The organism is Burkholderia plantarii, from assembly GCF_001411805.1.
GTDB lineage: Bacteria > Pseudomonadota > Gammaproteobacteria > Burkholderiales > Burkholderiaceae > Burkholderia > Burkholderia plantarii.
This window is the reverse complement of sequence record NZ_CP007212.1, coordinates 3,309,542-3,331,035: the sequence shown is the minus strand read 5'-3', so window position 1 is coordinate 3,331,035 and position 21,494 is coordinate 3,309,542. Positions and strand designations below refer to the sequence as shown.

Annotated in this window: 22 protein-coding genes, 1 tRNA gene and 2 pseudogenes; 14 read left to right on the top strand and 11 right to left on the bottom strand. The window is 68.9% G+C overall.

Annotated features, from left to right (window positions below; all coding sequences use genetic code 11):
* Positions 1–235 precede the first annotated feature (235 nt).
* From bpln_RS37775 to bpln_RS14235, 3 genes are all read left to right on the top strand, one after another.
* Positions 236–439 (top strand): hypothetical protein, encoded by a 204-nt coding sequence (locus tag bpln_RS37775; RefSeq protein WP_042625717.1) that lies wholly within the window; start codon positions 236–238, stop codon positions 437–439.
* Between the two features lie 183 nt (positions 440–622).
* A complete protein-coding gene (gene otsA / locus bpln_RS14240) occupies positions 623–2,041 on the top strand; it encodes an alpha,alpha-trehalose-phosphate synthase (UDP-forming) (RefSeq protein WP_055139117.1) in 1,419 nt (472 codons plus the stop codon).
* Positions 2,034–2,660, top strand: coding sequence for an AAA family ATPase (locus bpln_RS14235; RefSeq protein WP_082465291.1), 627 nt, complete (start codon positions 2,034–2,036; stop codon positions 2,658–2,660). The genes otsA and bpln_RS14235 overlap by 8 nt, the downstream gene beginning before the upstream one ends.
* An 18-nt stretch (positions 2,661–2,678) precedes the next feature.
* Here the strand turns inward: bpln_RS14235 and bpln_RS14230 are convergent, their stop codons facing one another.
* From bpln_RS14230 to bpln_RS14220, 3 genes are all read right to left on the bottom strand, one after another.
* Positions 2,679–4,049 carry an MFS transporter gene (locus bpln_RS14230; RefSeq protein ID WP_042625715.1) on the bottom strand — a complete coding sequence of 457 codons (1,371 nt, stop codon included), beginning with the start codon at positions 4,047–4,049 and terminating at the stop codon, positions 2,679–2,681.
* Between the two features lie 139 nt (positions 4,050–4,188).
* Positions 4,189–4,692: a YbhB/YbcL family Raf kinase inhibitor-like protein gene (locus bpln_RS14225; RefSeq protein ID WP_055139116.1), complete on the bottom strand. Its 504-nt coding sequence runs from the start codon at positions 4,690–4,692 to the stop codon at positions 4,189–4,191.
* 203 nt (positions 4,693–4,895) lie between these two features.
* Positions 4,896–5,276, bottom strand: a complete 381-nt coding sequence (locus tag bpln_RS14220) for a DUF5594 family protein (protein ID WP_042625713.1) — start codon at positions 5,274–5,276, stop codon at positions 4,896–4,898.
* Positions 5,277–5,481: 205 nt separating this feature from the next.
* Here bpln_RS14220 and bpln_RS14215 point away from each other — a divergent pair, with 205 nt between their 5' ends.
* Positions 5,482–5,835, top strand: coding sequence for a hypothetical protein (locus bpln_RS14215; protein ID WP_055139115.1), 354 nt, complete (start codon positions 5,482–5,484; stop codon positions 5,833–5,835).
* Positions 5,836–6,101: 266 nt separating this feature from the next.
* On the opposite strand, the gene bpln_RS36705 is transcribed toward bpln_RS14215, so the two are convergent.
* Complete coding sequence (locus bpln_RS36705; RefSeq protein ID WP_082465289.1) at positions 6,102–6,536, bottom strand: hypothetical protein; 435 nt, start codon at positions 6,534–6,536, stop codon at positions 6,102–6,104.
* A gap of 252 nt (positions 6,537–6,788) precedes the next feature.
* On the opposite strand from bpln_RS36705, the gene eco reads away from it, so the two are divergent.
* Positions 6,789–7,325 carry a serine protease inhibitor ecotin gene (gene eco, locus bpln_RS14205; RefSeq protein WP_055139113.1) on the top strand — a complete coding sequence of 179 codons (537 nt, stop codon included), beginning with the start codon at positions 6,789–6,791 and terminating at the stop codon, positions 7,323–7,325.
* 48 nt (positions 7,326–7,373) lie between these two features.
* Here eco and pbpG read toward each other — a convergent pair whose 3' ends face one another.
* The 3 genes from pbpG to bpln_RS14190 form a co-directional block, all read right to left on the bottom strand.
* On the bottom strand, positions 7,374–8,573 hold the full coding sequence (gene pbpG, locus bpln_RS14200; RefSeq protein WP_063891228.1) for a D-alanyl-D-alanine endopeptidase: 1,200 nt from the start codon (positions 8,571–8,573) through the stop codon (positions 7,374–7,376).
* Between the two features lie 94 nt (positions 8,574–8,667).
* Positions 8,668–8,877, bottom strand: a complete 210-nt coding sequence (locus tag bpln_RS14195) for a hypothetical protein (RefSeq protein WP_042625711.1) — start codon at positions 8,875–8,877, stop codon at positions 8,668–8,670.
* Positions 8,878–9,006: 129 nt separating this feature from the next.
* On the bottom strand, positions 9,007–9,276 hold the full coding sequence (locus bpln_RS14190) for a hypothetical protein (protein WP_042625710.1): 270 nt from the start codon (positions 9,274–9,276) through the stop codon (positions 9,007–9,009).
* A 131-nt stretch (positions 9,277–9,407) separates the two neighbouring features.
* Between bpln_RS14190 and bpln_RS14185 the strand changes: the two genes are divergently transcribed.
* Positions 9,408–9,788, top strand: a complete 381-nt coding sequence (locus bpln_RS14185; RefSeq protein WP_052498347.1) for a DUF3592 domain-containing protein — start codon at positions 9,408–9,410, stop codon at positions 9,786–9,788.
* 187 nt (positions 9,789–9,975) lie between these two features.
* The gene (locus bpln_RS14180) at positions 9,976–10,473 is read left to right on the top strand and encodes a hypothetical protein (RefSeq protein WP_244131958.1); all 498 of its coding nucleotides are present in this window, start codon (positions 9,976–9,978) and stop codon (positions 10,471–10,473) included.
* A 97-nt stretch (positions 10,474–10,570) separates the two neighbouring features.
* Here bpln_RS14180 and bpln_RS14175 read toward each other — a convergent pair whose 3' ends face one another.
* Complete coding sequence (locus bpln_RS14175) at positions 10,571–12,226, bottom strand: ABC transporter substrate-binding protein (protein ID WP_055139112.1); 1,656 nt, start codon at positions 12,224–12,226, stop codon at positions 10,571–10,573.
* 325 nt (positions 12,227–12,551) lie between these two features.
* On the opposite strand from bpln_RS14175, the gene bpln_RS14170 reads away from it, so the two are divergent.
* Positions 12,552–12,848, top strand: a complete 297-nt coding sequence (locus tag bpln_RS14170) for a hypothetical protein (protein ID WP_055139111.1) — start codon at positions 12,552–12,554, stop codon at positions 12,846–12,848.
* Positions 12,849–12,997: 149 nt separating this feature from the next.
* A complete protein-coding gene (locus tag bpln_RS14165; RefSeq protein WP_055139110.1) occupies positions 12,998–13,333 on the top strand; it encodes a PDZ domain-containing protein in 336 nt (111 codons plus the stop codon).
* A 72-nt stretch (positions 13,334–13,405) separates the two neighbouring features.
* On the opposite strand, the gene bpln_RS14160 is transcribed toward bpln_RS14165, so the two are convergent.
* From bpln_RS14160 to bpln_RS14150, 3 genes are all read right to left on the bottom strand, one after another.
* Complete coding sequence (locus bpln_RS14160) at positions 13,406–15,070, bottom strand: hypothetical protein (RefSeq protein WP_055139109.1); 1,665 nt, start codon at positions 15,068–15,070, stop codon at positions 13,406–13,408.
* 785 nt (positions 15,071–15,855) lie between these two features.
* A tRNA-Arg gene (locus bpln_RS14155) sits at positions 15,856–15,930 on the bottom strand.
* 263 nt (positions 15,931–16,193) lie between these two features.
* Positions 16,194–16,376, bottom strand: a complete 183-nt coding sequence (locus tag bpln_RS14150; RefSeq protein ID WP_042625698.1) for a rubredoxin — start codon at positions 16,374–16,376, stop codon at positions 16,194–16,196.
* Between the two features lie 287 nt (positions 16,377–16,663).
* On the opposite strand from bpln_RS14150, the gene bpln_RS14145 reads away from it, so the two are divergent.
* The 5 genes and pseudogenes from bpln_RS14145 to bpln_RS14135 all read left to right on the top strand — a co-directional run bounded on the left by bpln_RS14145 (position 16,664) and on the right by bpln_RS14135 (position 21,465).
* Positions 16,664–17,074, top strand: a complete 411-nt coding sequence (locus bpln_RS14145; RefSeq protein WP_042625697.1) for a DUF4399 domain-containing protein — start codon at positions 16,664–16,666, stop codon at positions 17,072–17,074.
* 242 nt (positions 17,075–17,316) lie between these two features.
* Positions 17,317–18,159: pseudogene (locus bpln_RS38420) on the top strand (ABC-F family ATP-binding cassette domain-containing protein); the annotation flags it as partial.
* 201 nt (positions 18,160–18,360) lie between these two features.
* Positions 18,361–18,675: pseudogene (locus bpln_RS38415) on the top strand (ATP-binding cassette domain-containing protein); the annotation flags it as partial.
* A gap of 33 nt (positions 18,676–18,708) precedes the next feature.
* Positions 18,709–19,281 carry an ATP-binding cassette domain-containing protein gene (locus bpln_RS38410; protein ID WP_420807362.1) on the top strand — a complete coding sequence of 191 codons (573 nt, stop codon included), beginning with the start codon at positions 18,709–18,711 and terminating at the stop codon, positions 19,279–19,281.
* Positions 19,282–19,482: 201 nt separating this feature from the next.
* Positions 19,483–21,465 carry a DNA topoisomerase IV subunit B gene (locus bpln_RS14135; protein WP_042625695.1) on the top strand — a complete coding sequence of 661 codons (1,983 nt, stop codon included), beginning with the start codon at positions 19,483–19,485 and terminating at the stop codon, positions 21,463–21,465.
* Positions 21,466–21,494: the final 29 nt, after the last annotated feature.

The following is a 21,494-nucleotide window of genomic DNA, read 5'->3' as shown; positions in this document are numbered from 1 at the left end:
TGCGCCGCGTCCGGATTGCTCACGCGGCACCGGCACTCATTGTTCCGCAATGTTCCGATCCGAATTGCAAAGGATGGCAAAAAACGTTTGCGGCGCCGATCGGCGCACAGTGTCATACAAAACGTTGGGGCAGGGTCGCATCGTTACAAATTGAAGGTAATTGTTACCTTCGCATCGATCGGGCCAGCCTACACTGGCTCGTCACTGTTTCAACGGCGATGCGCCGCACAGCTCGATGAGACATCCTGCAATGCGCCGTGCCCGGCGCAACCCGCGCCCCGAAGGCGGCAGCGATCCGCGCCGCCCGCTTCCCGCCGGCCCCGCCGCGTCCGCGCCCGAGCGGTCCGATGCTCCCGCGGACGGCGAACATAACCAAGGCGGCGCGCGCCCCGAAGGGATCGACTACCAGCGCGATCTCGGTTCCGAGCAGGACGCGTGAGGCGGCCGTCCGCGCCGTCTCCCCGCTCCATCCGCCTCGCGGTGCCGGCCGTTCGCGCCGGTTGCCGTCGCCGTCAAGTCCACCGTTATATCCGCGCCGTCTCGCCGGGCATATCGCATGCTCGTGACGGAGGGACCCGGCTGCGTCACGCGCCGGGGTATCCAGCACAGGAGGTCAGGCCGTATGAGCAGATTGATCGTGGTTTCGAATCGTGTGGCAGCCGGGCAGGACACGCGTCCGTCGGCGGGCGGGCTCGCCGTGGGCGTACTCGACGCGCTGCAGCAGTCGGGCGGGATCTGGTTCGGGTGGAACGGCGAGATCGTCGGCGAGCCCGGCGAACCGGTGATCGTGCGCGAGGGCAACGTCACCTATGCGACGGTGGGGCTCACGCGGCGTGATTACGACCAGTACTACCGCGGCTTCTCGAACGCCACGCTGTGGCCGGTGTTCCACTACCGCATGGATCTCGCGCGCTTCGACCGGCAGGAGTACGAAGGCTATCAGCGCGTGAACGCGACGCTCGCCCGGCAACTGCGCGCGCTGATCCGGCCCGACGACATCATCTGGGTCCACGACTATCACCTGCTGCCGTTCGCGCACGCGCTGCGCGCGCTCGGCGTACAGAATCCGATCGGCTTCTTCCTGCACATCCCGTTCCCCTCGCCGGAGGTGTTGCGCACCGTGCCGCCGCATGAGGAACTGATCCGCTGCATGTGCGCCTACGACGTGGTGGGTTTCCAGACCGAATCGGACCAGCAGGCGTTCGTCGACTACATCGAACGGCGCGGCATCGGCACCTCGAGCGAGGACGGGATGCTGCATGTCCACGGCCGCGTCGTGAAGGTCGGCGCCTATCCGATCGGCGTCTATCCGGAAGCGATTGCCGAGGCCGCGGTCCAGCACGCGCAGCGCAAGCCGGTGGCTTCGCTGCGCGACGCGATCCGCGACCGCAAGCTGGTGATGAGCGTGGACCGGCTCGATTACTCGAAGGGGCTGGTCGAGCGCTTCCAGGCGTTCGAGCGGATGCTGGCCAATGCTTCGGGCTGGCAGGGCCGCGTCTCGTTCGTGCAGGTCGCGCCGCCGACGCGCTCCGACGTGCAGACCTACCAGCGAATTCGCCAGACCCTCGAGCAGGAGGCGGGCCGCATCAACGGCCGCTTCGCGCAACTCGACTGGACGCCGATCCAGTACCTGAACCGCAAGTACGAGCGCAACCTGCTGATGGCGCTGTTCCGGCACGCGCACGTCGGCTACGTGACGCCGCTGCGCGACGGCATGAATCTGGTCGCGAAGGAATACGTCGCCTCGCAGAACCCTGACGATCCCGGCGTGCTGGTGCTGTCCGAGTTCGCGGGCGCCGCGGCCGAGCTGCCGGGCGCGCTGATCGTCAATCCGGCGGATCTCTCGCAGATGGCCGAAGCGCTCGAGCGCGCGCTGTCGATGCCGCTCGGCGAGCGGCGCGAGCGGCACGGCAGCAACTTTGCCGCGCTCAAGCGCAACGATCTCTCGGTGTGGCGCGATTCGTTCGTCTCGGACCTGCGCAGCGTGGCGACGGCCGCGTCGGTCACCCAGCGCGCGGGACGGCGCACCGCGGATGCGTGACGGCGGACAGGCCATCGAGGCCGATGAAACAGGAACAGGCGGCGCCGGGGCGCCGCCTTTTTTCGTCGTGACGGGCGGGCCGGGTTCGGGCAAGAGCACGCTCGTCGACGCGCTGGCCGCGCGTGGGCTGGCCCGCACCGACGAGGCGGGGCGCGGCGTGATCGTCGACCAGGTCGCGATCGACGGGCCGGCGCTGCCGTGGCGCGATCGCGCGGCGTTCGCGGAACTGATGCTCGGCTGGGAAATGCGCTCCTATGCGCTGGCCCGGCGCGGGATGGCGCCCGGCGCCGGGCCGGTGTTCTTCGATCGCGGCGTGCCGGACGTGATCGGCTATCTGACGCTGTGCGGGCTGCCCGTGCCCCCGCACGCGCTGGCGGCGGCGCGGCGCTATCGCTATCGAAGCCTGGTGTTTCTCGCGCCGCCATGGCCCGCGATCTATGCGCGCGACGCCGAGCGCAAGCAGGATTACGCCGAGGCGGTACGCACCGCGGAGGTGATGAGGCAGGTCTATGGCGAGCTCGGCTACCGGCTCGTCGAGCTGCCGTGCGTGGAGGTCGAGGCGCGCTGCCGGTTCGTGCTCGGCGCGCTCGCGGCCGACGGCGTCGCGGTCGCGCGCTGAGCCGGCCGCCTGGAAGGCTCAGGCCGCGGTGTCCGGCGCGCGCGCGCCGAGTCGCAGCAGGCTCACGCAGGCGGCGAGCGCCGCGAACGCGGTGGCCGCGTACAGCGCGACGGTCGGCCCGCGCGCGGGCACGACGCCGAAGATCAGCGCGACCAGCGCGGCGCCGAGCGTCTGCCCGGTGAGCCGCGCGGTGCCGAGCATGCCGCTCGCGCCGCCGCTGCGATGGCGCGGCGCCGACGACAGGATCGTGCGGTTGTTCGGCGACTGGAACAGGCCGAAGCCGGCGCCGCAGAGCGCCATGCGCCAGATGATGTCGCCGGCGGCCGGATGCGCGTCGAGCATCGCCAACGCGAGCAGGCCGGCCGCGAACAGCGCGAGCCCGATCCCGCCCAGCACGCCGGCCGAGTAGCGGTCGGACAGCACGCCCGCGAGCGGCGCGGCCACCACGATCACGAGCGGCCACGGCGTCATGTAGAGCCCGGTCTCGACCTGCGACAGGCCGAGCGTGTGCTGAAGCCAGAACGGCAGCGCGACGAACGCCAGCATCTGCGAGGTGAACGAGGCGACCGAGGTGCCGATCGACAGCGCGAACACCGGGATGCGCAGCAGGTCGACGGGCAGCAGCGGCGCGGGCTGCGTCAGCTGCCGGCGCACGAGCACGTAGCCGAGCCCGAGCGCGCCGAGCGCGCCCGCGGCCACCAGCGCATAGTTCACGCCGTGCCCCAGGCTGTCGACGGTGACGATCACGAGGCCGAACACGCAGGCGTTCAGCAGCGCGCTCAGGTAGTCATAGGGCGCGTCGTGGCCGCGAGTGACGGGCAGCGCGCGCAGGCCGAGCGTGATCGCGACGATGCCGATCGGCACGTTGATCGCGAACAGCCACGGCCACGGCGCGAACGCGAGCACGGCGGAGGCCACCGTCGGCCCGATCGCCGAGGCAAGCGCGACCACCATCGCGTTCAGAGCGACGCCGCGGCCGAGCAGGCGCGACGGATAGATGGTCCGCACCAGCGCGGTGTTGACGCTCATGATGCCGGCCGCGCCGAAGCCCTGGATCACGCGCATCGTCGCGAGCGAGACGAGCGACCCGGCGAGCGAGCAGCCCAGCGACGAGACGGTGAACAGCATCAGCCCCGCCACGTAGACGCGCCGGTAGCCGATCCGGTCGCCGAGCGCGGCGAGCGGCAGCAGCGAGATCGTGACGGCGAGCTGGTAGGCATTGACGATCCAGATCGAGGCCGCGTCGCTGGCCTGCAGGTCGCGGGCGATGGTCGGCAGCGCGACGTTCGCGATCGCGCCGTCGAGCACGGCGAGCAGCACGCCGAACGCGACGCAGAGGATCGCCCAGTAGCGTTGTGGAAGGGGCAGGCCGTTGTCGTCGGCGTTCATGGCGGCTGGTCGGGCGGGGCGGGCGTGCATGGCGGCGCCGCTGTTCGGTTGGTGCGCGCGCAACCGGTTGGGCGGCTGCGGCGGCGCGGGGGCGCGCGGCCCGGGAGCCGCGCGTCGTCGGTGAGCGCGACGGGTTCGGTTACTTCAGTTCGTAGAGGCCGGTGTAGCTGGCCGACGCGATCTGGTTCAGGTGGATCATGAAGCGTGCCACCGCGTTTGTCGTGTCCGGCGTGATGGGCAGGCTGTCCACCTTCAGCGCGTGGACGCGGAAGATGTAGCGATGCGGCTTGTCGCCTCGCGGCGGGGCCGCGCCGCCGAAACCGTCGTCGCCGTAGTCGTTGCGCACCTGCGCCGCGCCGGCCGGCAGCGCCGCGCCGCCCGCCTTGCCCGCGCCTTCCGGCAGGCTGGTGGTGCCGACCGGCAGGTTCACGGCGACCCAGTGCCAGAAACCGCTGCCGGTGGGCGCGTCGGGATCGTAGACGGTGACGGCGAGGCTCTTCGCATCGGCCGGCACGCCTTCCCAGCGCAGCGCGGGCGAGGTGTTGCCGCCGTCCACGCCGAATCCGGCGTGGTGGTATTCCTGCGTTTTCGGCATCAGTGCGCCTTCGGCGAAAGCATCGATGTGCAGCCGGAATTCAGCCATGGTGATCGGTCTCCTGAGTTCGGTGGGAAGCCGCCGCGAACCGGGCCTGCCGGCCGCGCCGACGCGGACCGGGCGAGTGTATCACCGGCATCCCGATCGCGACGGCGGCCGCTGCGCGCGTGGTCGGGCCGGGCCGGCGCCGCCGCCTGCGTGCCATCCACGAGCCGTGTTTCGCGTCCGTCGTGCGGCTGCGCGCAGGCGCCTTACGCTTCGAAATCGAGGCCGCCGAGCAGCACGTGCGGCGTGGTCTGCGTGCGCGAGCCGAAGTCGAAGCCGCGCGCGCCTTCCCAGCCCGGCAGCTTGCACGACAGCGCGTCGAGATAGCGCGCGAAGCGGGCGTCGTCGTGTTCCGCGACGAGCCGCTCGATCTCGTCGGTGTCCCAGGTCAGCGTGATGTCGAGCGGATGGTCGAAGCCGCGCACGTGTTCGGGCGTCGTGCTGGAGACGTTGATCTGGCTGGGGTGCCCGTGGCCGCCGTAGGGGACGGCGACGACGCGCACGCGCGGGCCGAGCATCGTCGCGATCCGTTCGGCGATGCGGGGGGCGAGTTCGGTGTCGAACCGGTGCGCGGTGTCGGGATTCATGGTGATGGCGTGGCGGTGCGGGGTCGGGGTGTCGCCGCTGCGTTCCGGCGTTCGAAAATCCTAGCATGCGACCCCGCGATGCCGCTCGTGTCGCCCGTGCCGCGTGTCAGGCGCGCGTAATCCGGCGTTACCACTTGCTGCACCTGTTACGGCGGGCCCGTCCCACAATGGGTCTCATCACGTACCACTTCGAGTGGAGAGCATCATGATCAACAAGAAAATCGTCGCAGTGCTGGTTACCGCCGGGGCACTCGTGGCCGCCGGCCCGGCTTCCGCTCACGGGCGCTGGCATGGTCACGGCGGTGGTGGCGGCGGCGCCGTGGTCGGCGCGCTGATCGGCGGCGCCGTGCTCGGCGCGATCGTCTCGTCGGCGCTGACGCCCGCGCCGGTCTACGCGGCGCCGGCCTATCAGCCGGTCTACCAGCAGCCCGCGCAGTACCAGTACCAGCAGGCCTATGCCGGCCCGCCGCCGGGCACCTGCTATGACGGTTATCGCAACGCTTATGTTGCCTGCGGCCCGCAGCCGGCGCCCGGTTACTACCAGCAGCAGGGATGGTGAGCAAGCGCCGTAAGCCGCCGCAGTTGCGGCGGCCTGCGGCGCGGTGGATGCGGATAAGGCAGGCCATGAAAAGCGCCCGCACCGGCATGACCGGGCGGGCGCTTTTTTTGCGTGATGCGGAACGTGGAGAGGGGCGCCGGACGTGCGATCGGTGCGATCCGTGAACCGGTCGCCGACACAACCGGTTGCAAATCAGAGGGCGTTATTGCGTGAAGCCCGGAGACTTCACGCGCGATTGCCGGTCTCGTCGGTGGGGTCACGCGGGTTCAGCGCCCGTGCCCCCCACCGCCACCGCCATGACCGCCGCCGCCGCGTCCTCCACCGCCGCCGTGGCCGCCGGGCCAGCTGCCGGTGCTGCCGGCGCGCCAACCGCCGCCGCCGTTGCCACCCCCACCGTTACCGCCCCCTCCGTGCCAGCCGCCGCCGCCGCCACCACCGCCGCCGCCGTGCCAGCCGCCACCGCCGCCGCCACGATCGTGCCAGTCGCCGCCTCGGCCATGCCAGCCACCGCGATCACGATAGCCCCCACCGCCGCCCCAGACGTTCACGGTGCCGTAGACCGGCGCGTAACCTCCGCCGCCATAGCCGTCTGCATAACCATCCGTGTAGTAGGGTTGCGAATAGCCGTAGCCGCCGTCGGGCACGGCGACACAGCCGGCCAGCGCGGCGGCGATTCCGAGTGTTCCGATCAGTCTCAGCATGATGAGTCTCCAGAGTGCTGATGATAGGAAAGGTGCGACTTCGGCGAGTTCGGGAGCAATTGTGTCGGGAGATTACAATCGCGTAAGTCGCCGAGCACCGATCCGGTCCCGCTGGCAGGCCGGACCGGCATGCCGGCCGCGCTTCGCTGTCGTGACGATGCGTGCCGGCCCGGATTCCGCGCCCGCCTGCTCGTTTCAACCGGTTTCAACCGATTCGATCCGCTTGTTCGATCCGTCAATCAGGAGATTCGCATGCGTTGTCCGTTCCGGCTGTCCCTCATGTTCACCGCGGCCGTCGTGTCGCTTGGCGGCGCGCGCCTCGCCGTCGCGCAGGCCGTTGCGCCGGGCGCCGCCTCGTCGGCGACGGCCGCGGCGGCCGCCGTCGATCTGAAGATGTTCCCGGCTCCGCAGCCCGGCACGCAGCGCGCGGTGATCTCGCTGCCGCCGGCCGACCTCGAGGACGACCTGCGCGTGCAGGTGATCGTCGGCAAGACGATGCCGGTCGACTGCAACGTCCACACCTTTCCGGCGCGCCTGCAGCATGACACCGTGCAGGGCTGGGGTTATCCGTACTATCGCGTGACCGACGTCGGCCCGGTGGCGGCCACCAGGATGGCCTGCGCGTCGCCGGCCGCGCCGCAGACGGCGTTCGTGATCGCCAGCGGCGAAGGTTTCCTGCTGCGCTACAACAGCCGCCTGCCGGTGGTCGTCTACGTGCCCGACGGCTACGAGGTGCGCTATCGGCTCTGGCAGGGCTCCAACGAGGTCGGGCGCGCGGTCGTGCGTTGAAGGCGCCAAAACCACCGAGCCCGCCGAATCCACGGGATACGCGGCGCGCTAGTGCAGCGAGCAGGCCAGCCAGTTGCGGATGCGGATCGCGTCGGCGACATGGTCGTGCGGCCCCGGCGCGTCGAGCAGCACCACGTCCACCGGCCGCGTGCCGATCCGGTAGCGGATCACGAGGCAGTGGCCGGCCTCGTTGATGAAGCCGGTCTTCTGCAGCTGGATCCGCGTGTCGCCGCCGCGGACCAGCGCGTTCGAATTCACATAGCTCAGCTGGCCGTGGCCGGGATGCACGACCTGCGCATGGTCAGTCGAGAACGCGCGGATCGTCGGGTAGCGGTCCGCGGCCGACACGAGACGGGCCAGGTCACGGGCCGTCGAGACGTTGTGCGGCGAGAGCCCCGTCGCGTTGACGAAATGCGTGTTCGTCATGCCGAGCACGCGCGCCTTGCGGTTCATCGCGGCGATGAAGGCCGCCCGGCCGCCCGGATAGTCGCGCGAGAGCGCCGCGGCCGCGCGGTTCTCCGACGACATCAGCGCGATGTGCAGCATGTCGCGTCGCGACAGCACCGAGCCGACCTTCAGGCGCGAGCCGGTGAACTTGATCGTGTCGCGATCGCTGACGGAGACGCGCAGCCGATGCGCGAGCGGCACGCGCCGATCGAGCGAGACCACCGCCGTCATCAGCTTCGAGACCGATGCGATCGGCTTGATCTGGTTCGCGTGGCGTTCGAGCAGCACGGTGCCGCTGCGCTCGTCGACCACGTAGATTGCCTGTGAGTGCAGCAGGCGCCGGGTGGCCGGCGTATAGCCACAGCTCGCGAGCAACTGCGGTTTCGCGCCGCCGACGGTGCGCGCGGCAAGCGGTGCCTGCGGCGCGCGTGCATGCCGTGGAGCGCGCCGCGCGCGGCCGGCCGGCGGATGCGGCTTGCGCCTCGCGGTTCTGGCGCGCGTCGTGCGCGGGCGGTGCTGCCGCTCGTGCGAGACGGCGCCGTGCTTCGGCGCCACGCGGCGGCGGGGCTTGCGGCGGGCCTTCGCATGCCGTGCCGGCTTGACGTGCCTGGCGGGGCGCACCGTGCAGCGCGCGCCGTGCGCCGCGTGGGCTTTCGCACAGGCGCGCGCGGTTTGCGCGGCCGCCGCGGTGCCGGGCAGCAGGGCGGCCATGGCCGCCGCGAACGCGATCAGCAGCAGCGCGAGGCGGCGCCGCGACTGCAGGGGAAGAGGGAACAGGCGGGCGATCGGGTGATGGGTCATTCGGAATACGGCGAGGGAGCGGGTTGAACTGGTCGCGTCGCGCGTATGACCGGACGGGTGCGAAAAGATTCGCGCGCGGCCGCCCGTGCGGGCGTCAGTCCCAGATGCTGCGGATGGCGATGGCGACGATCACGGGCACCGAGAACACCAGCGGAATCGCGAAGTAGGGCGCCTCGCGGTCGACGATATAGCTGTAGATCACCCAGCCGGCGCCGATCGCGAACGTGATGATGCCGGCGAGCACGGCGATGAGGTTGAGCGTGCGGGTCGACAGGCGGCGCGGTTTGTCGGATTCGGTGGGCATCGTCGGCGACAGCGAAAAGAAAGGGCGCGCGGAAACTGCGGCGGCCGGACGCGCGGCGCGCGACCGCGTCCATGATCGCAGCAAAGCGGCGCATCGCGCAAGGCGCGGCGCCCGCGCTCGACACCGGCGTCAGGCGCTGCCGTCGTCCTGTCGTTCGACGCCGGCCGCGCCTTCGAGCAGGCGGCGCGTGGCTTCATACGAGTGCAGCATCTGGTCCGGCCACGGCGATTGCAGCATCACCGCCTGGTGGTTCTCGAAGGCCGACGACAGCAATTGCGCGAGCTGCGGCGAACGCAGATGGCGCAGCAGCACCGTCAGCGCGATCGCGGTGGCCTGGCCGGCGCCGGCCGTCTGCAGTTCGGCGGCGGTCAGCGCGGCGATTTGTTCGTTGACGTTCATGAAGAAGCTCCTGAGGCTGATAACCGAATGGCGTGGGCCGCGCCGGGCGCGGCAAAAGCGTGATTTTCGCATGAGCCGGCACCGTGGGCCGCCGGGCGCGGCGCGGCGGCATTCGTTTCGGGAGGCAGGCGATGAGGCATCCGAACTATCTGTTGATCGCGATCGGCGTGATCCTGGCGATCGCGGCGGCATCGAGCGTCTACCGGACCCTCGAGTTCTCGGCGTCGTCGGTCGTCGCGACCGGCACGGTGGTGCGCCGGCTCGCGGGCGGCCACCATCCCGAGATCGTGTTCGAGGGAGCGGACGGCCGGCGTTATCGGCGCGCGATCGGCACCTGGCGCTCGCTCGCGGCCGGCGAGCGCGTGCCGGTCCGTTATCGCGCGGACGATCCCGAAGGCAGCGCGGAGATCGACTTCGACGCCGACATCTGGTCGCTACCGGTGTTTCTGTGTTTGATGGCGGGGCTGTTCCTCTGGAACGGCGTGACCGGGGCGCCGCTGCGCGGGCGCTGAGCACAGGCGCCCGCGTCCGCGTCCCTGTGCATAAGCCGGCGCGGCGGGCTGTGCGCCTGTCGAATCGGACAAATCAGGCGAATCAGGCAGATTCGGATTTCGGTTGTCGGCTTCGCCAGACGGATGCTGCTGTCGGCCGATTGTTATGTAATCGGACGAGCCCTTCCGATCCGACGAGTTTATCCCTATGGTGATCCCCGTTCGCCCGTCCGCCGCGCCGTCCGGCGCCACGGCGCCCGCCGAAACCGGCCCGGCTTCGGCCGCCTCGCCAACAGGCGGCCTGGCCGCGCCGCGGCGCAACGGCCATGCCGGCCCGCCGGAGCGCATGCCGGGCAGCTTCGCCGCGCGCCGCCCGGGCAGCCGGCAGGCTGAGACGAATGCGCAGGAACACGCGGACGGCGGCATGGGCTCCGTGACCCGTCATTTCGCGACGCTCGAGGATCAGGCGTCGATGGACCGGCTGAGCCTGATGCCGACCGGCGACAATCCGATGCCGCGGCTCAACGGCGCCGTGATGCAGTTCCCGACGCCGGAACATGGCGGCGAACTCGACGACGCGACCAGTCTGGCACTTGGCGAGCGGATGATGGAGCGGCACATGATGAAGTACATCGAGGACACCGAGCAGAAGATGCTGAACACGATCAAGGACGGCAAGGTGAAGGACGAGGACGAGGATTCGTGAGCGACCCCGCGCGGCTTCAACGGCCGGCCGCGCGCTCCGTCCGTGGCGGCCGGTCCCGAACGAGCCGGCCATGCGCCGCCGCATGGCCGTGGCCGCGCTAGTGCAGCGAGACGCCGTCGAACCGGTGGCTGCCGAGCGGCGAGAACACCAGCCCCTCGACGCGCTTCGAGGCCGGTAGCGAGACGATCGAATGCGCGATCGGCGTGAACGGCACCTGCTGCTTGAAGATCACCTGCGCCTGCTCGTAGAGCGCCGTGCGCGCCTTCACGTCGGCCTCGGCGCGCGCCTTCGCGATCAGCGCGTCGAACGCCGGATCGCACCACTTCGAGACGTTGCCGCCGTGGACGGCGTCGCAGCCGAGCAGCGCGCCGAGCCAGTTGTCGGGGTCGCCGTTGTCGCCCGACCAGCCGTAGAGCAGCGCGTCGTGCTCGCCGCCCTGCTTGGCACGGCGGTTGTATTCGCCCCATTCGTAGCTGACGATCCGCGCGCGCACGCCGATCTTCGCCCAGTCCTGCTGGATCATCTGCGCCATCAACTGCGCGTTCGGGTTGTAGGGACGCTGCACCGGCATGGCCCATAGCGTGAGGTCGAAGCCGTTCGCGAGGCCCGCCTTCGCGAGCAGGGCGCGTGCGGCGGCCGGGTCGTGCGGCGCATCCTTCAGCGTCGGGTTGTACGACCATTGCGCCGGCGGCATCGGATTCGTCGCGACGCGCGCGTTGCCCCCGAACACTGCCGCGATGATCGCCGGCTTGTCGATCGCCATGTCGAGCGCGCGGCGCACCTCGACGCGGTCGAGCGGCGCATGCTGCGTGTTGTAGGCGAGAAAGCCGACGTTGAAGCCGACGCCCGAGACGAGCTTCAGCGCGGGATTGCGCTTGACGACCTCGAGGTCCGCCGGGCGCGGAAACACCGAGACCTGGCATTCGCCGCTCGCGAGCTTCTGGATCCGCACGCCCGGATCGGGCGTGATCGCGAACACCAGATGCGCGAGCCCGACGTCCTGGGGCCGCCAGTAATCGGGATTCGCGTCGTAGCGGATCAGCGCGTCCTTCTGGTACGAGCGGAACACGAAGGGCCCGGTGCCCACCGGCAGCTGGTTGATGTCGGCCTCGCGGTGGCGCGCGCTCAACTGCGCGGCGTACTCGGCCGACAGGATCGACGCGAAGCTCATCGCGAGATTGCGCGCGAAGATCACGTCGGGCGTCCTGAGGTCGAAGCGCACCGTGTTGTCGTCGAGCTTCTCGATGCGCGCGATGTTGCGGTCGAAGCCGAGGTCGCTGAAATACGGGAAACTCGTCGGGTAGGCCTTGCGAAACGGCAGCTGCGGATCGAGCATGCGGTTGAACGTGAACAGCACGTCGTCGGCGTTGAAGTCGCGCGTCGGGTGGAACCACGCCGTGGTCTGGAATTTCACGCCGCGGCGCAGGTGGAACGTGTAGACGCGCTGGTCCGCCGAACTCTCCCAACTCGTCGCGAGCCCCGGCTCGAGATCGAGCGTGCCGTTGCGAAACTGCACGAGTTCGTTGTAGACGGTGTTCGTGCTGGCGTCGAAATCGGTGCTGGTGGTGTGCTGGCCCGGATCGAAGCCGGCCGGGCTGCCTTCGCTGCAGAACACGAGCGTGCCGTGCGGTGCGGCTTCGGCGGTGGGTGGCAGGGCCGTGGCGAGCGCGATGGCGGTGAGGAGATGCGTCAGCAGGGCGAAGGCGCGGCTTCGCGCTGGCGCGAGGCGGGCGCGGAAGGAACGGAGTGGCATGGCGTCGTGTCGATGGGGGAAGCGGCGCCCGGCTGCCGTTCGGCGCACGGCCGGGCCGGCGGTTGTCGATCGCATCGATTCTGGGCGCAGGCGGCGCCTCGGCACCACCAATTTATCCGCACAAGGATAGCTGGCTGCGCCATATGGGCGGGGCCGGCCGGCGGGCCGCCCGATGACGCCGCCGGCGTGACGTACTTCCGCGATATGGTCGCTCGCCGCGCGGCCTGCGGGGTGGCGTCGGCCACACCCTCTATCCGGTCACGCGTCACGATGAAATCGCCAACGGCCGGAGTGCCGCGCCGGGTAGCCTGTCCATACCAACAGAATGGACACGATTCGCGACAGGGTCGTGAAGACCGATTTTTCGCATTGCCAGATCCTCGTGACCGACCGGCTCGGCGAGCCCGCATCGGGTGCCACCGAGTTGAAGCAGGAAACGCTGGATGACATCAGGATGCCGATTGCCACGGTCCAGTTCGACGGCGGGAAAGGCATCGGCGATTTTGCCCTGACGCTCGATGACGGGGAGTTTGGTTTCTGGAAAGTTCGGAAATCGGAAAGGCGCAATTCGGCACGAACCGGAAATCCACGACGATCGTCGCCTGGAAGCCGCGCGGCCTGATGCGTTACCTCCATGCGCCTGTGCAGGCACCGATTTCGCCGGGCGATCGGCAGATTGACGACATCAGGCTTTCGCACAGTGTCGATCCGCTGCAGGTGCCCTGACGGGGCGTTGTTCTGCATGTCCCCCTCATCGACGGCACTCCCGGATTGCAGGGGCTGAAGACTTTCGACATCGCCGTCGACAACCGGTGCGGCGCGACGCGGCTGACGCCGCGTGCGCAATCCTCGCCGGGATGCGCGGCGCACCCGCGGCGCAAGCTGACGACCGGATTGACTCCATGGGTATTCGAGGGCAAGGAGAAGATCGGATCCGTCGTGTTGGGTTCGGCGGCCGACAAGGCGGGCGTCCGCCCCGGCGACGATATCGTGTCGATCGATGGCGGGACGGTGCAGGTCTATTACGAGAAGCTGTATGAAAACCAGTTGCACTGCGTCGATTCGCAGCCCGTCACGCTGATCCTGCAGCGCGGCAGTGCGCGATGACAGGGGACGATTTTACCGAGCTGACGGGACCACGCACGAGGCGATCGCCGGGCGGTTGCCGGCGGCCCTGATCTACACGGCTTCTGGTTTGGGTTCTGGTTTGGGTTCAGGTTCAGGTTCGGCTTCAGGTTCGGCTTCGGCGGGCGCGATCTTCTGCAGCGTGAGGTATCGCATCCCGAGTCCGAACGCGCGCGTGTCGTTCGGGGCACCGCCCACGTCGCATGGCCGCAGCGCCCCGCGCACGTCGGCGGTAATGAGCAGCAGGCGGCGCCCGAGGGTGTCGGCGTCGAGCTGAAGCGCCCATTCCATGCCGCTTTCCTGGCTGGAGCGGAGCTGGCACTCGCGGCCGTTGACCACGAGGCGTATGGCGGGCGGCGTGGCGCCGGCCGGCACCCACGGATGGCCATAGAGCGACAGTTCATAGCCGACGCCCGGTTCGAGGTCTTCCAGCAGCACGGCCAGGCAGGCGCGCGGCTCGGCACTCCAGACGCCCCAGGGTTCGGGCGCGTGCCAGCCGTGCGCGAACGCGGCGCTGGCCGCGCCGGGCGCATCGGCGGCGATGCTCAGCGACGCGCCCGGCGCGAGCGTGGGAAGCTCGGGCAGGCCGTTCGCTGACGGATCGAAGCCCCAGCGGTAGCCAAAGATGGTGTTGAGCATGTCGTCGGGGAACGCCGCGGGCCGACCGGCCGGTGCAGGCGGGACCGGGCTGCCTTGCCGCGCTTTCGAGAGCGCGTCCAGCGAGCCACGGCTGGCAACTTCGAGCCGGACCGGAATCCACGGCGAGCAGGTGGCCGGCAGCAGGCTGGCGATATTGCGATCGTCGACGGCCAGCTGGCGGATGTCGTTGCAGCCGAGGTAGGCCGCCTCCTTGAGCACGCCCGACGAGATCGCGCCGACGAACGCGAGATTCTCCGCGCAGAGCAGGTTGTAGGTGTTGCGGCTGATGAGCGTGGCGTTGGGGATTCGGTCCAGCAGCGCGTGCAGCAGGCTCGTATCCTTCTGGGCGGGGTGCGGGCAGATGGCCAGCAGATCGACCTGCTGCGCCCATTGCGCGATGGGTTCGATAAAGTCGGCCGGCCCGATCAGGCGGCCGTCGCGGACCAAGGCCAGGTCGATGTCCATCTGCCCGACGAACACGCCCACGCTCAGATCGGGGCGCGCGACGAAGGTTTTCGCGCGCCGCGCGAAGTGGCCGCGCAGGCCGGCCGCGGCGGCCCAGAATAGCTCGTCGTCGATGCGCAACTGCTCGAGTTCGTGGCGGATGCCGGCGTCGTTGGTGCGCATCGCCAGATGCAGGTCGCGGGTGAAGCGGATCGAGTGGATTTCCACGTCGATGAACGCCGCACCCTGGCGGTCGATGTACTGCAGCACGGATGGCGGCATGCCCCAGCCGATCACGAGGCTGGCCGGTGTCAGCGCGAGGTGGTGCAGGTGGTTGGCTGCCCGGCCCAGGTCGGCTGTGCATGCGGCGGCCCAGCCGTCCGGGCTGCGCGGCAGGTTCAGGGCCGCCATGATGTCGGCCAGCGGGATTTCGCCGCCTTGCGATTGTGGGCTGATTTCCCGCACACGCCAGCCCAGCCGCGCAGCGGCGGTACCGAAGAAGGCGCGCAGGAATTGGCGGTTCCCTCGGGAAGCCGCGGGCAGACCGTTTTCGTCCGCACGCAGGAAATCATCGGCGAAGATCACTTCGTCGATGGGTGGGAGTTGTTTCGGGTCCTGCATGGCGGCTTGTTCCATCCGGCGGTTCGTGGTGGTGATTGGCGGCGTGACGGTAGCGTTCGTTGCTCGGGATGCGTTCGCGGGCTTTCTTCGCTTGCCTGGTGGTCGATGCGAGATGCCCGAGGCAGCGGGCGTGGCGGGAGTTTGCAGTAAAAAAACCGGCGCGGCTAGGTGATCGGTGGAGCCGTGGGCGAGGGCGTCGGGGGGATGGCGGCCGACGAGGCGACGGGCGGGTCCGTGCCGTTCCTTTCCTGCTCGACTCATCGAAGCATTGGCCGGTTTGCGGCGTCGCGATAACAGGGCATCGCGCTGATCGTGCCATCGGCGGCATTGCGCCGATGACACCACTTCCGGCGGCTGCAAACCCTCTCGACGCTTTACGGCCGATGCACGCGTCGCTTTCTGATTTTGAGCTGTTCCATTTTTTCCAGCGAGCGGCTGATTGCGTCCTCACTGTTCCGGTTACGCCTTCCCAGACGGGATTGGTCTTGGCCAGTTTCAGACGCGTACCGAACGCTTCGAGGCTCGCGTGACCTGCCTGGCCCTGATTGAGGACAAAGCCGCTTGCCGTCTGCCAGACGGCGAAACTTGGTTTTGCAGGCTGACAGCAGGGTGAGCGGTGCGGGGCGTGATGTAGAAGCCAACTGCACGGGGCATCGAATTTGACGGCATTCGCCTACCTACCGGAAAGTGCTCTACCGAACTTGGCTAGTAATAAATAGGTAGGTCGACAGCAAAAAACCCCGCACAGCAAGGCTCTGCGGGGTTTTTTAGGCAATCTTGGGAGGCTTTGGGAACCTGACTGGTCCCCCCGACAGGAATCGAACCTGTATCTAGCGCTTAGGAGGCGCTTGTTCTATCCATTGAACTACGGGGAGTGGATAGTCGCGAAGCGGGCCGTTTGCCGGCGGCAAGGCCAAGGCGCCGCGGCTGGCATGGAAGCTGGCGTAACGCTTTGTGCCAATGCCTCGCTTCACCACGCCAAAACGGCCCGACTCACCATGCAACGCGTGTCTCTGGCGGCCGTTCAGCGGGGGAGAGTATAGCAAAGACCGCCGCAGCCGGAAGCCGTACTCGATCCCCACTCACGATCGCTCACGGCGTCCCGCAGCAAGCCCGACCCGCCTTCGGGGCCGGCCGCTCAAAACTCCACGGCGACAAAATCGTCCTTGCCCACATCGCAAAGCGGGCAGCGCCAGTCGGCCGGCAGGTCCGCGAACCGCGTGCCGGCCGGGATGCCGTCATCGGGCAGCCCTTCCGCCTCGTTATAGATCCAGCCGCAGATCAGGCAGACCCAGCTCTTGTACTCGACCACTTCGCTCATGACGGTAATCCCGACAACCATACTGAATACTTGAAAAACGTGAAAAAGGACCGCGACGGCGCCGTTCAATCACCCACCGTCAACTGCAGCCGACCCCAAGCGCGAAGCGCGCCCCGAGCCAGCAAACCGCGCAATATACCCGAAACACCGCCCCCGACCGCCCGACACTCGCTCAACCCCGCCCCCGTCCCTCACGGTGTATGCTTGCCGCGCGTCACCCCTTCCCCCCGATCTGCCCGACCCGCCTGACAGCAGGCTCACCGGGCAACAGGAAACAGGAGAGAACGATGATCAGCAAACGATGGATGGCCGCCACGCTTTGCGCAACCGCGCTTGCCGCGTCCGCCGGCGTTGCGCATGCCGCGCAGCCGCGCGTGTATTTCGTCGCGCCGAAGGACGGCGCCACGGTATCGAACCCGGTTCACGTCGTGTTCGGCGTCGACGGCATGGCGATCAAGCCGGCCGGCGACCTGACGCCGAACACGGGGCATCATCACCTCGAGATCGACGGCGGCCCGGTGCCGAAGGATCAGGTGATCCCCGCCACGGAGCGCTCGCTGCACTTCGGCAAAGGCCAGACCGAAACCGACCTGAAGCTGCCGCCCGGTCCGCACACGCTCACGCTGCAGTTCGGTGACGGCGCGCATCGCTCCTATGGCCCCGACATGAGCCAGACGATCCACATCGACGTCAAGTAAGCCGCCGCCGCATTTCGCCCGCATTTCGCCCCGCATTTCACCCGTCTCGCGCCGTCCGCCCGCTCGCGGGCCGGCGCCGGGCGGCCCCGCACTCGAGCACCGAGGCATTTTCCCGCCACCCTCCACGCTTTTCACCGGCTTCCTCCCCGCCTCCGTCACGCTGGCCGACCGGCCGGTACGGCGCCCGGCCCGATGCCCGTTACAATGGGCGTTTCCGAATCCTTCTCTTCGCCGTCTTCCCCATGTCGCTCTATTCCATTACCGGCGCGCAGCTTGCGTTCGGTCACGTCGCGTTGCTGGATCACGCGGATTTCTCGCTCGAAGCCGGCGAGCGCGTCGGTCTGATCGGCCGCAACGGCGCGGGCAAGTCGTCGTTGCTGAAGATCGTCGCGGAGCTCGCGCGCCCCGACGACGGCCTGGTCACGCGCCAGCAGGATCTGGTGACGGTCTATGTGTCCCAGGAGCCCGAATTCGAGCCGGGGCAGTCGGTGTTCGACGCGGTGGCCTCGGGCCTCGCGCACACGCAGGCGCTGCTCGACGAGTTCGACACGATCGCGCACCGCCTCGCGGATACGCCGGAAGGCGCCGAGCACGACGCGCTGCTGGCGCGCATGAACACGCTGCAGTCGGCGCTCGACACGGCCGACGCCTGGAACTGGCGCACCCGCGTCGCCACCACGCTCGCGCAGATCGGCCTGGACGGCGCGAACCAGGTGGAAGCGCTCTCGGGCGGGATGAAGAAGCGCGTCGCGCTGGCCCGCGCGCTGGTGCTGCAGCCGGACGTGCTGCTGCTCGACGAGCCGACCAACCACCTCGATTTCGAAGGCATCCGCTGGCTGGAAGAACTGCTGATCTCGCAGCGCTCCAGCGTGCTGTTCATCACCCACGATCGCGCGTTCCTCGACCGCGTCGCCACGCGCATCGTCGAACTCGACCGCGGCCGCCTGCTGTCCTATCCGGGCAACTTCTCGGGCTACCAGACGCGCAAGGCGCAGCAGCTCGAAGTCGAGCGCGTGGAAAACGAGAAGTTCGACAAGCTGCTCGCGCAGGAAGAAGTCTGGATCCGCAAGGGCGTGGAGGCGCGCCGCACGCGCAGCGTGGGCCGCATCGCGCGGCTCGTGCAGATGCGCGAGGAGCGCTCGGAGCGCCGCTCGACGCAGGGCAACGTGCGGCTCGACGTGGCGCAGGGCGAGAAGTCGGGCAAGATCGTCGCGGAACTGACCGACGTGACGATCCGCTACGACGGCCGCACCTACATCGACCGCTTCACGGCCACGGTGATGCGCGGCGACAAGATCGGCCTGATCGGCCCGAACGGCGTCGGCAAGACCACCATGCTGAAGCTGATCCTCGGCGAACTGACGCCGGACGAGGGCAAGGTGCGCACCGGCACGAACCTGCAGGTGGCCTACTTCGACCAGATGCGCGCGCAGCTCGACCTCGACAGGAGCCTGGCCGACACGATCAGCCCGGGCAGCGAGTGGGTGGAGATCGGCGGCGTGAAGAAGCACGTGATGAGCTACCTCGGCGATTTCCTGTTCGCGCCGGAGCGCGCGCGCTCGCCGGTGCGTTCGCTGTCGGGCGGCGAACGCAACCGCCTGCTGCTGGCGCGCCTGTTCGCGCGGCCGGCCAACGTGCTGGTGCTCGACGAACCGACCAACGATCTCGACATCCCGACGCTCGAACTGCTCGAAGAACTGCTGGCCGACTACGACGGCACGGTGCTGCTGGTCAGCCACGATCGCGCGTTCCTCGACAACGTGGTCACCTCGGTGATCGCCTCGGAAGGCAACGGCCGCTGGCGCGAGTACGTGGGCGGCTTCTCGGACTGGCAGGTGCAGCGCACGCGCGCCGACGAACTCACGCAGGACGCGGCCCGACGCGAGCCGGCGGCGAAGGACGAGGCGGGCAAGGGCGCGGCGAGCGCGGCCGGCGCCGGTGCGGCAGCCGCCGGCGGGCGCAACGCGCAGCGCACGGTCAAGCTCTCGTTCAACGAGCAGCGCGAGCTCGACGCGCTGCCGGAAAAGATCGCGGCGCTCGAAGCCGAGCAGAAGGCGATCAACGAAAAACTCGAGGACGGCTCGATCTTCGCGCGCGACGCGAAGGAGGGCACGCGGCTGACGGAACGGTTCGCGGCGCTCGACGACGCGTTGCTTGCGGCGCTGGAGCGCTGGGAAGAACTCGAGGCCAAGCGCAAGCCGTCATGAGCGCTCACGCAAGGAACCAGTAAAATACGCCGCGTTCCGGCCCCCGGCGCCTCTCGCGGCGCCGGCGTGCCGCCCGCTTTCGGAGCAGTCGCGTAACCGCATTGTTTCGATCGGCTCGTTTATCGAATTCAACGTTTTGTCCGCGCGCTTGTCGGCCCCGGCGGCCGGCAAGCACCCGGACGATTGACGAAACTGGCGCCTATGTCCACGAAAAAGCCCGCAGCGGCCTACAGCGAAGCATCGATCAAGGTGCTGAAGGGCCTCGAGCCCGTCAAGCAGCGGCCCGGTATGTACACGCGTACCGAAAACCCGCTGCACATCATTCAGGAAGTGATCGACAACGCCTCGGACGAGGCGCTCGGCGGTCACGGCAAGCAGATCACGGTCACCCTGCACGCGGACCAGTCGGTCTCGGTCGAGGACGACGGCCGCGGCATCCCGTTCGGCCTGCATCCGGACGAAGGCGTGCCGGTGGTCGAGATCGTGTTCACGCGGCTGCACGCGGGCGGCAAGTTCGACAAGGCCGCGGGCGGCGCCTACACGTTCTCGGGCGGCCTGCACGGGGTGGGCGTGTCGGTCACGAATGCGCTCGCCACGCGGCTCGACGTCACGGTCTGGCGCGAGGGCAAGTGCGCCGAGCTCGGCTTCGCGCACGGCGACGTGGTCAAGCCGCTCGTCACGCAGGCGGCCGGCCGCGGCGAGAAGAAGTCGGGCACGCGCGTGCGCGTCTGGCCCGACGGCAAGTATTTCGATTCGCCGAACCTGCCGCTCGGCGAGCTGCAGCGGCTGCTGCGCTCGAAGGCGGTGCTGCTGCCGGGCGTCGAGGTGGTGCTGGTCAACGAGAAGTCGGGCGAACGGCAGAGCTGGAAGTACGAGGACGGCCTGCGCGGCTACCTGCTCGACGAGATGAACGGCAGCGAGCTGTTGATCCCGCTGTTCGAGGGCGAGCGCTTCGCCGATGCGAAGTCGGGCGACGACAGCTTCGCCGACGGCGAGGGCGCCTCGTGGGTGGTGGCCTGGAGCGAGGAAGGCTCGCTCACGCGCGAATCCTACGTGAACCTGATCCCGACGCCGGCCGGCGGCACCCACGAGTCGGGCCTGCGCGACGGGCTCTATCAGGCGGTCAAGAGCTTCGTCGAGCTGCACAACCTGCAGCCGAAGGGCGTCAAGCTGCTGGCCGAGGACGTGTTCGCGCGCGTGTCGTTCGTGCTGTCGGCGAAGGTGCTGGACCCGCAGTTCCAGGGGCAGATCAAGGAGCGGCTCAACAGCCGCGACGCGGTGAAGCTGGTCTCGTCGTTCGCGCGTCCGGCGCTCGAACTGTGGCTGAACCAGCACGTCGAGCACGGCAAGAAGCTGGCCGAACTGGTGATCAAGCAGGCCCAGGCGCGCACGCGCGCCGGCCAGAAGGTGGAGAAGCGCAAGAGCTCGGGCGTCGCGGTGCTGCCGGGCAAGCTGACCGACTGCGAGACGCAGGACATCGCGCGCAACGAGCTGTTCCTGGTCGAGGGCGATTCGGCGGGCGGCTCGGCGAAGATGGGCCGCGACAAGGAATACCAGGCGATCCTGCCGCTGCGCGGCAAGGTGCTCAACACCTGGGAGACCGAGCGCGACCGCCTGTTCGCGAACAACGAGGTCCACGACATCTCGGTGGCGATCGGCGTCGATCCGCACGGCCCCGACGACACCGTCGATCTCTCGAACCTGCGCTACGGCAAGATCTGCATCCTGTCGGACGCGGACGTGGATGGCGCGCACATCCAGGTGCTGCTGCTCACGCTGTTCTTCAAGCATTTCCCGCAGCTGATCGAGCGTGGCAACGTGTTCGTGGCGCGCCCGCCGCTGTTCCGCGTCGATGCGCCGGCGCGCGGCAAGAAGCCGGCGCAGAAGCTCTACGCGCTCGACGACGGCGAACTTGAGGCGATCCTCGACAAGCTGCGCAAGGACGGCGTGCGCGACACGCAGTGGACCATCAGCCGCTTCAAGGGCCTCGGCGAAATGAGCGCCGAGCAGCTGTGGGACACCACCATGAATCCCGACACGCGGCGCCTGATGCCGGTCGCGCTCGGCCAGCTCGACTACGACGCGACGGTCTCGCGCATGACGATGCTGATGGGCAAGGGCGAAGCCGCCGCGCGCCGCAGCTGGCTGGAAGAAAAGGGCAACGAGGTCGAAGCCGACATCTGAGCGGCGGCACGCCCGCCCGAGATGAGCGC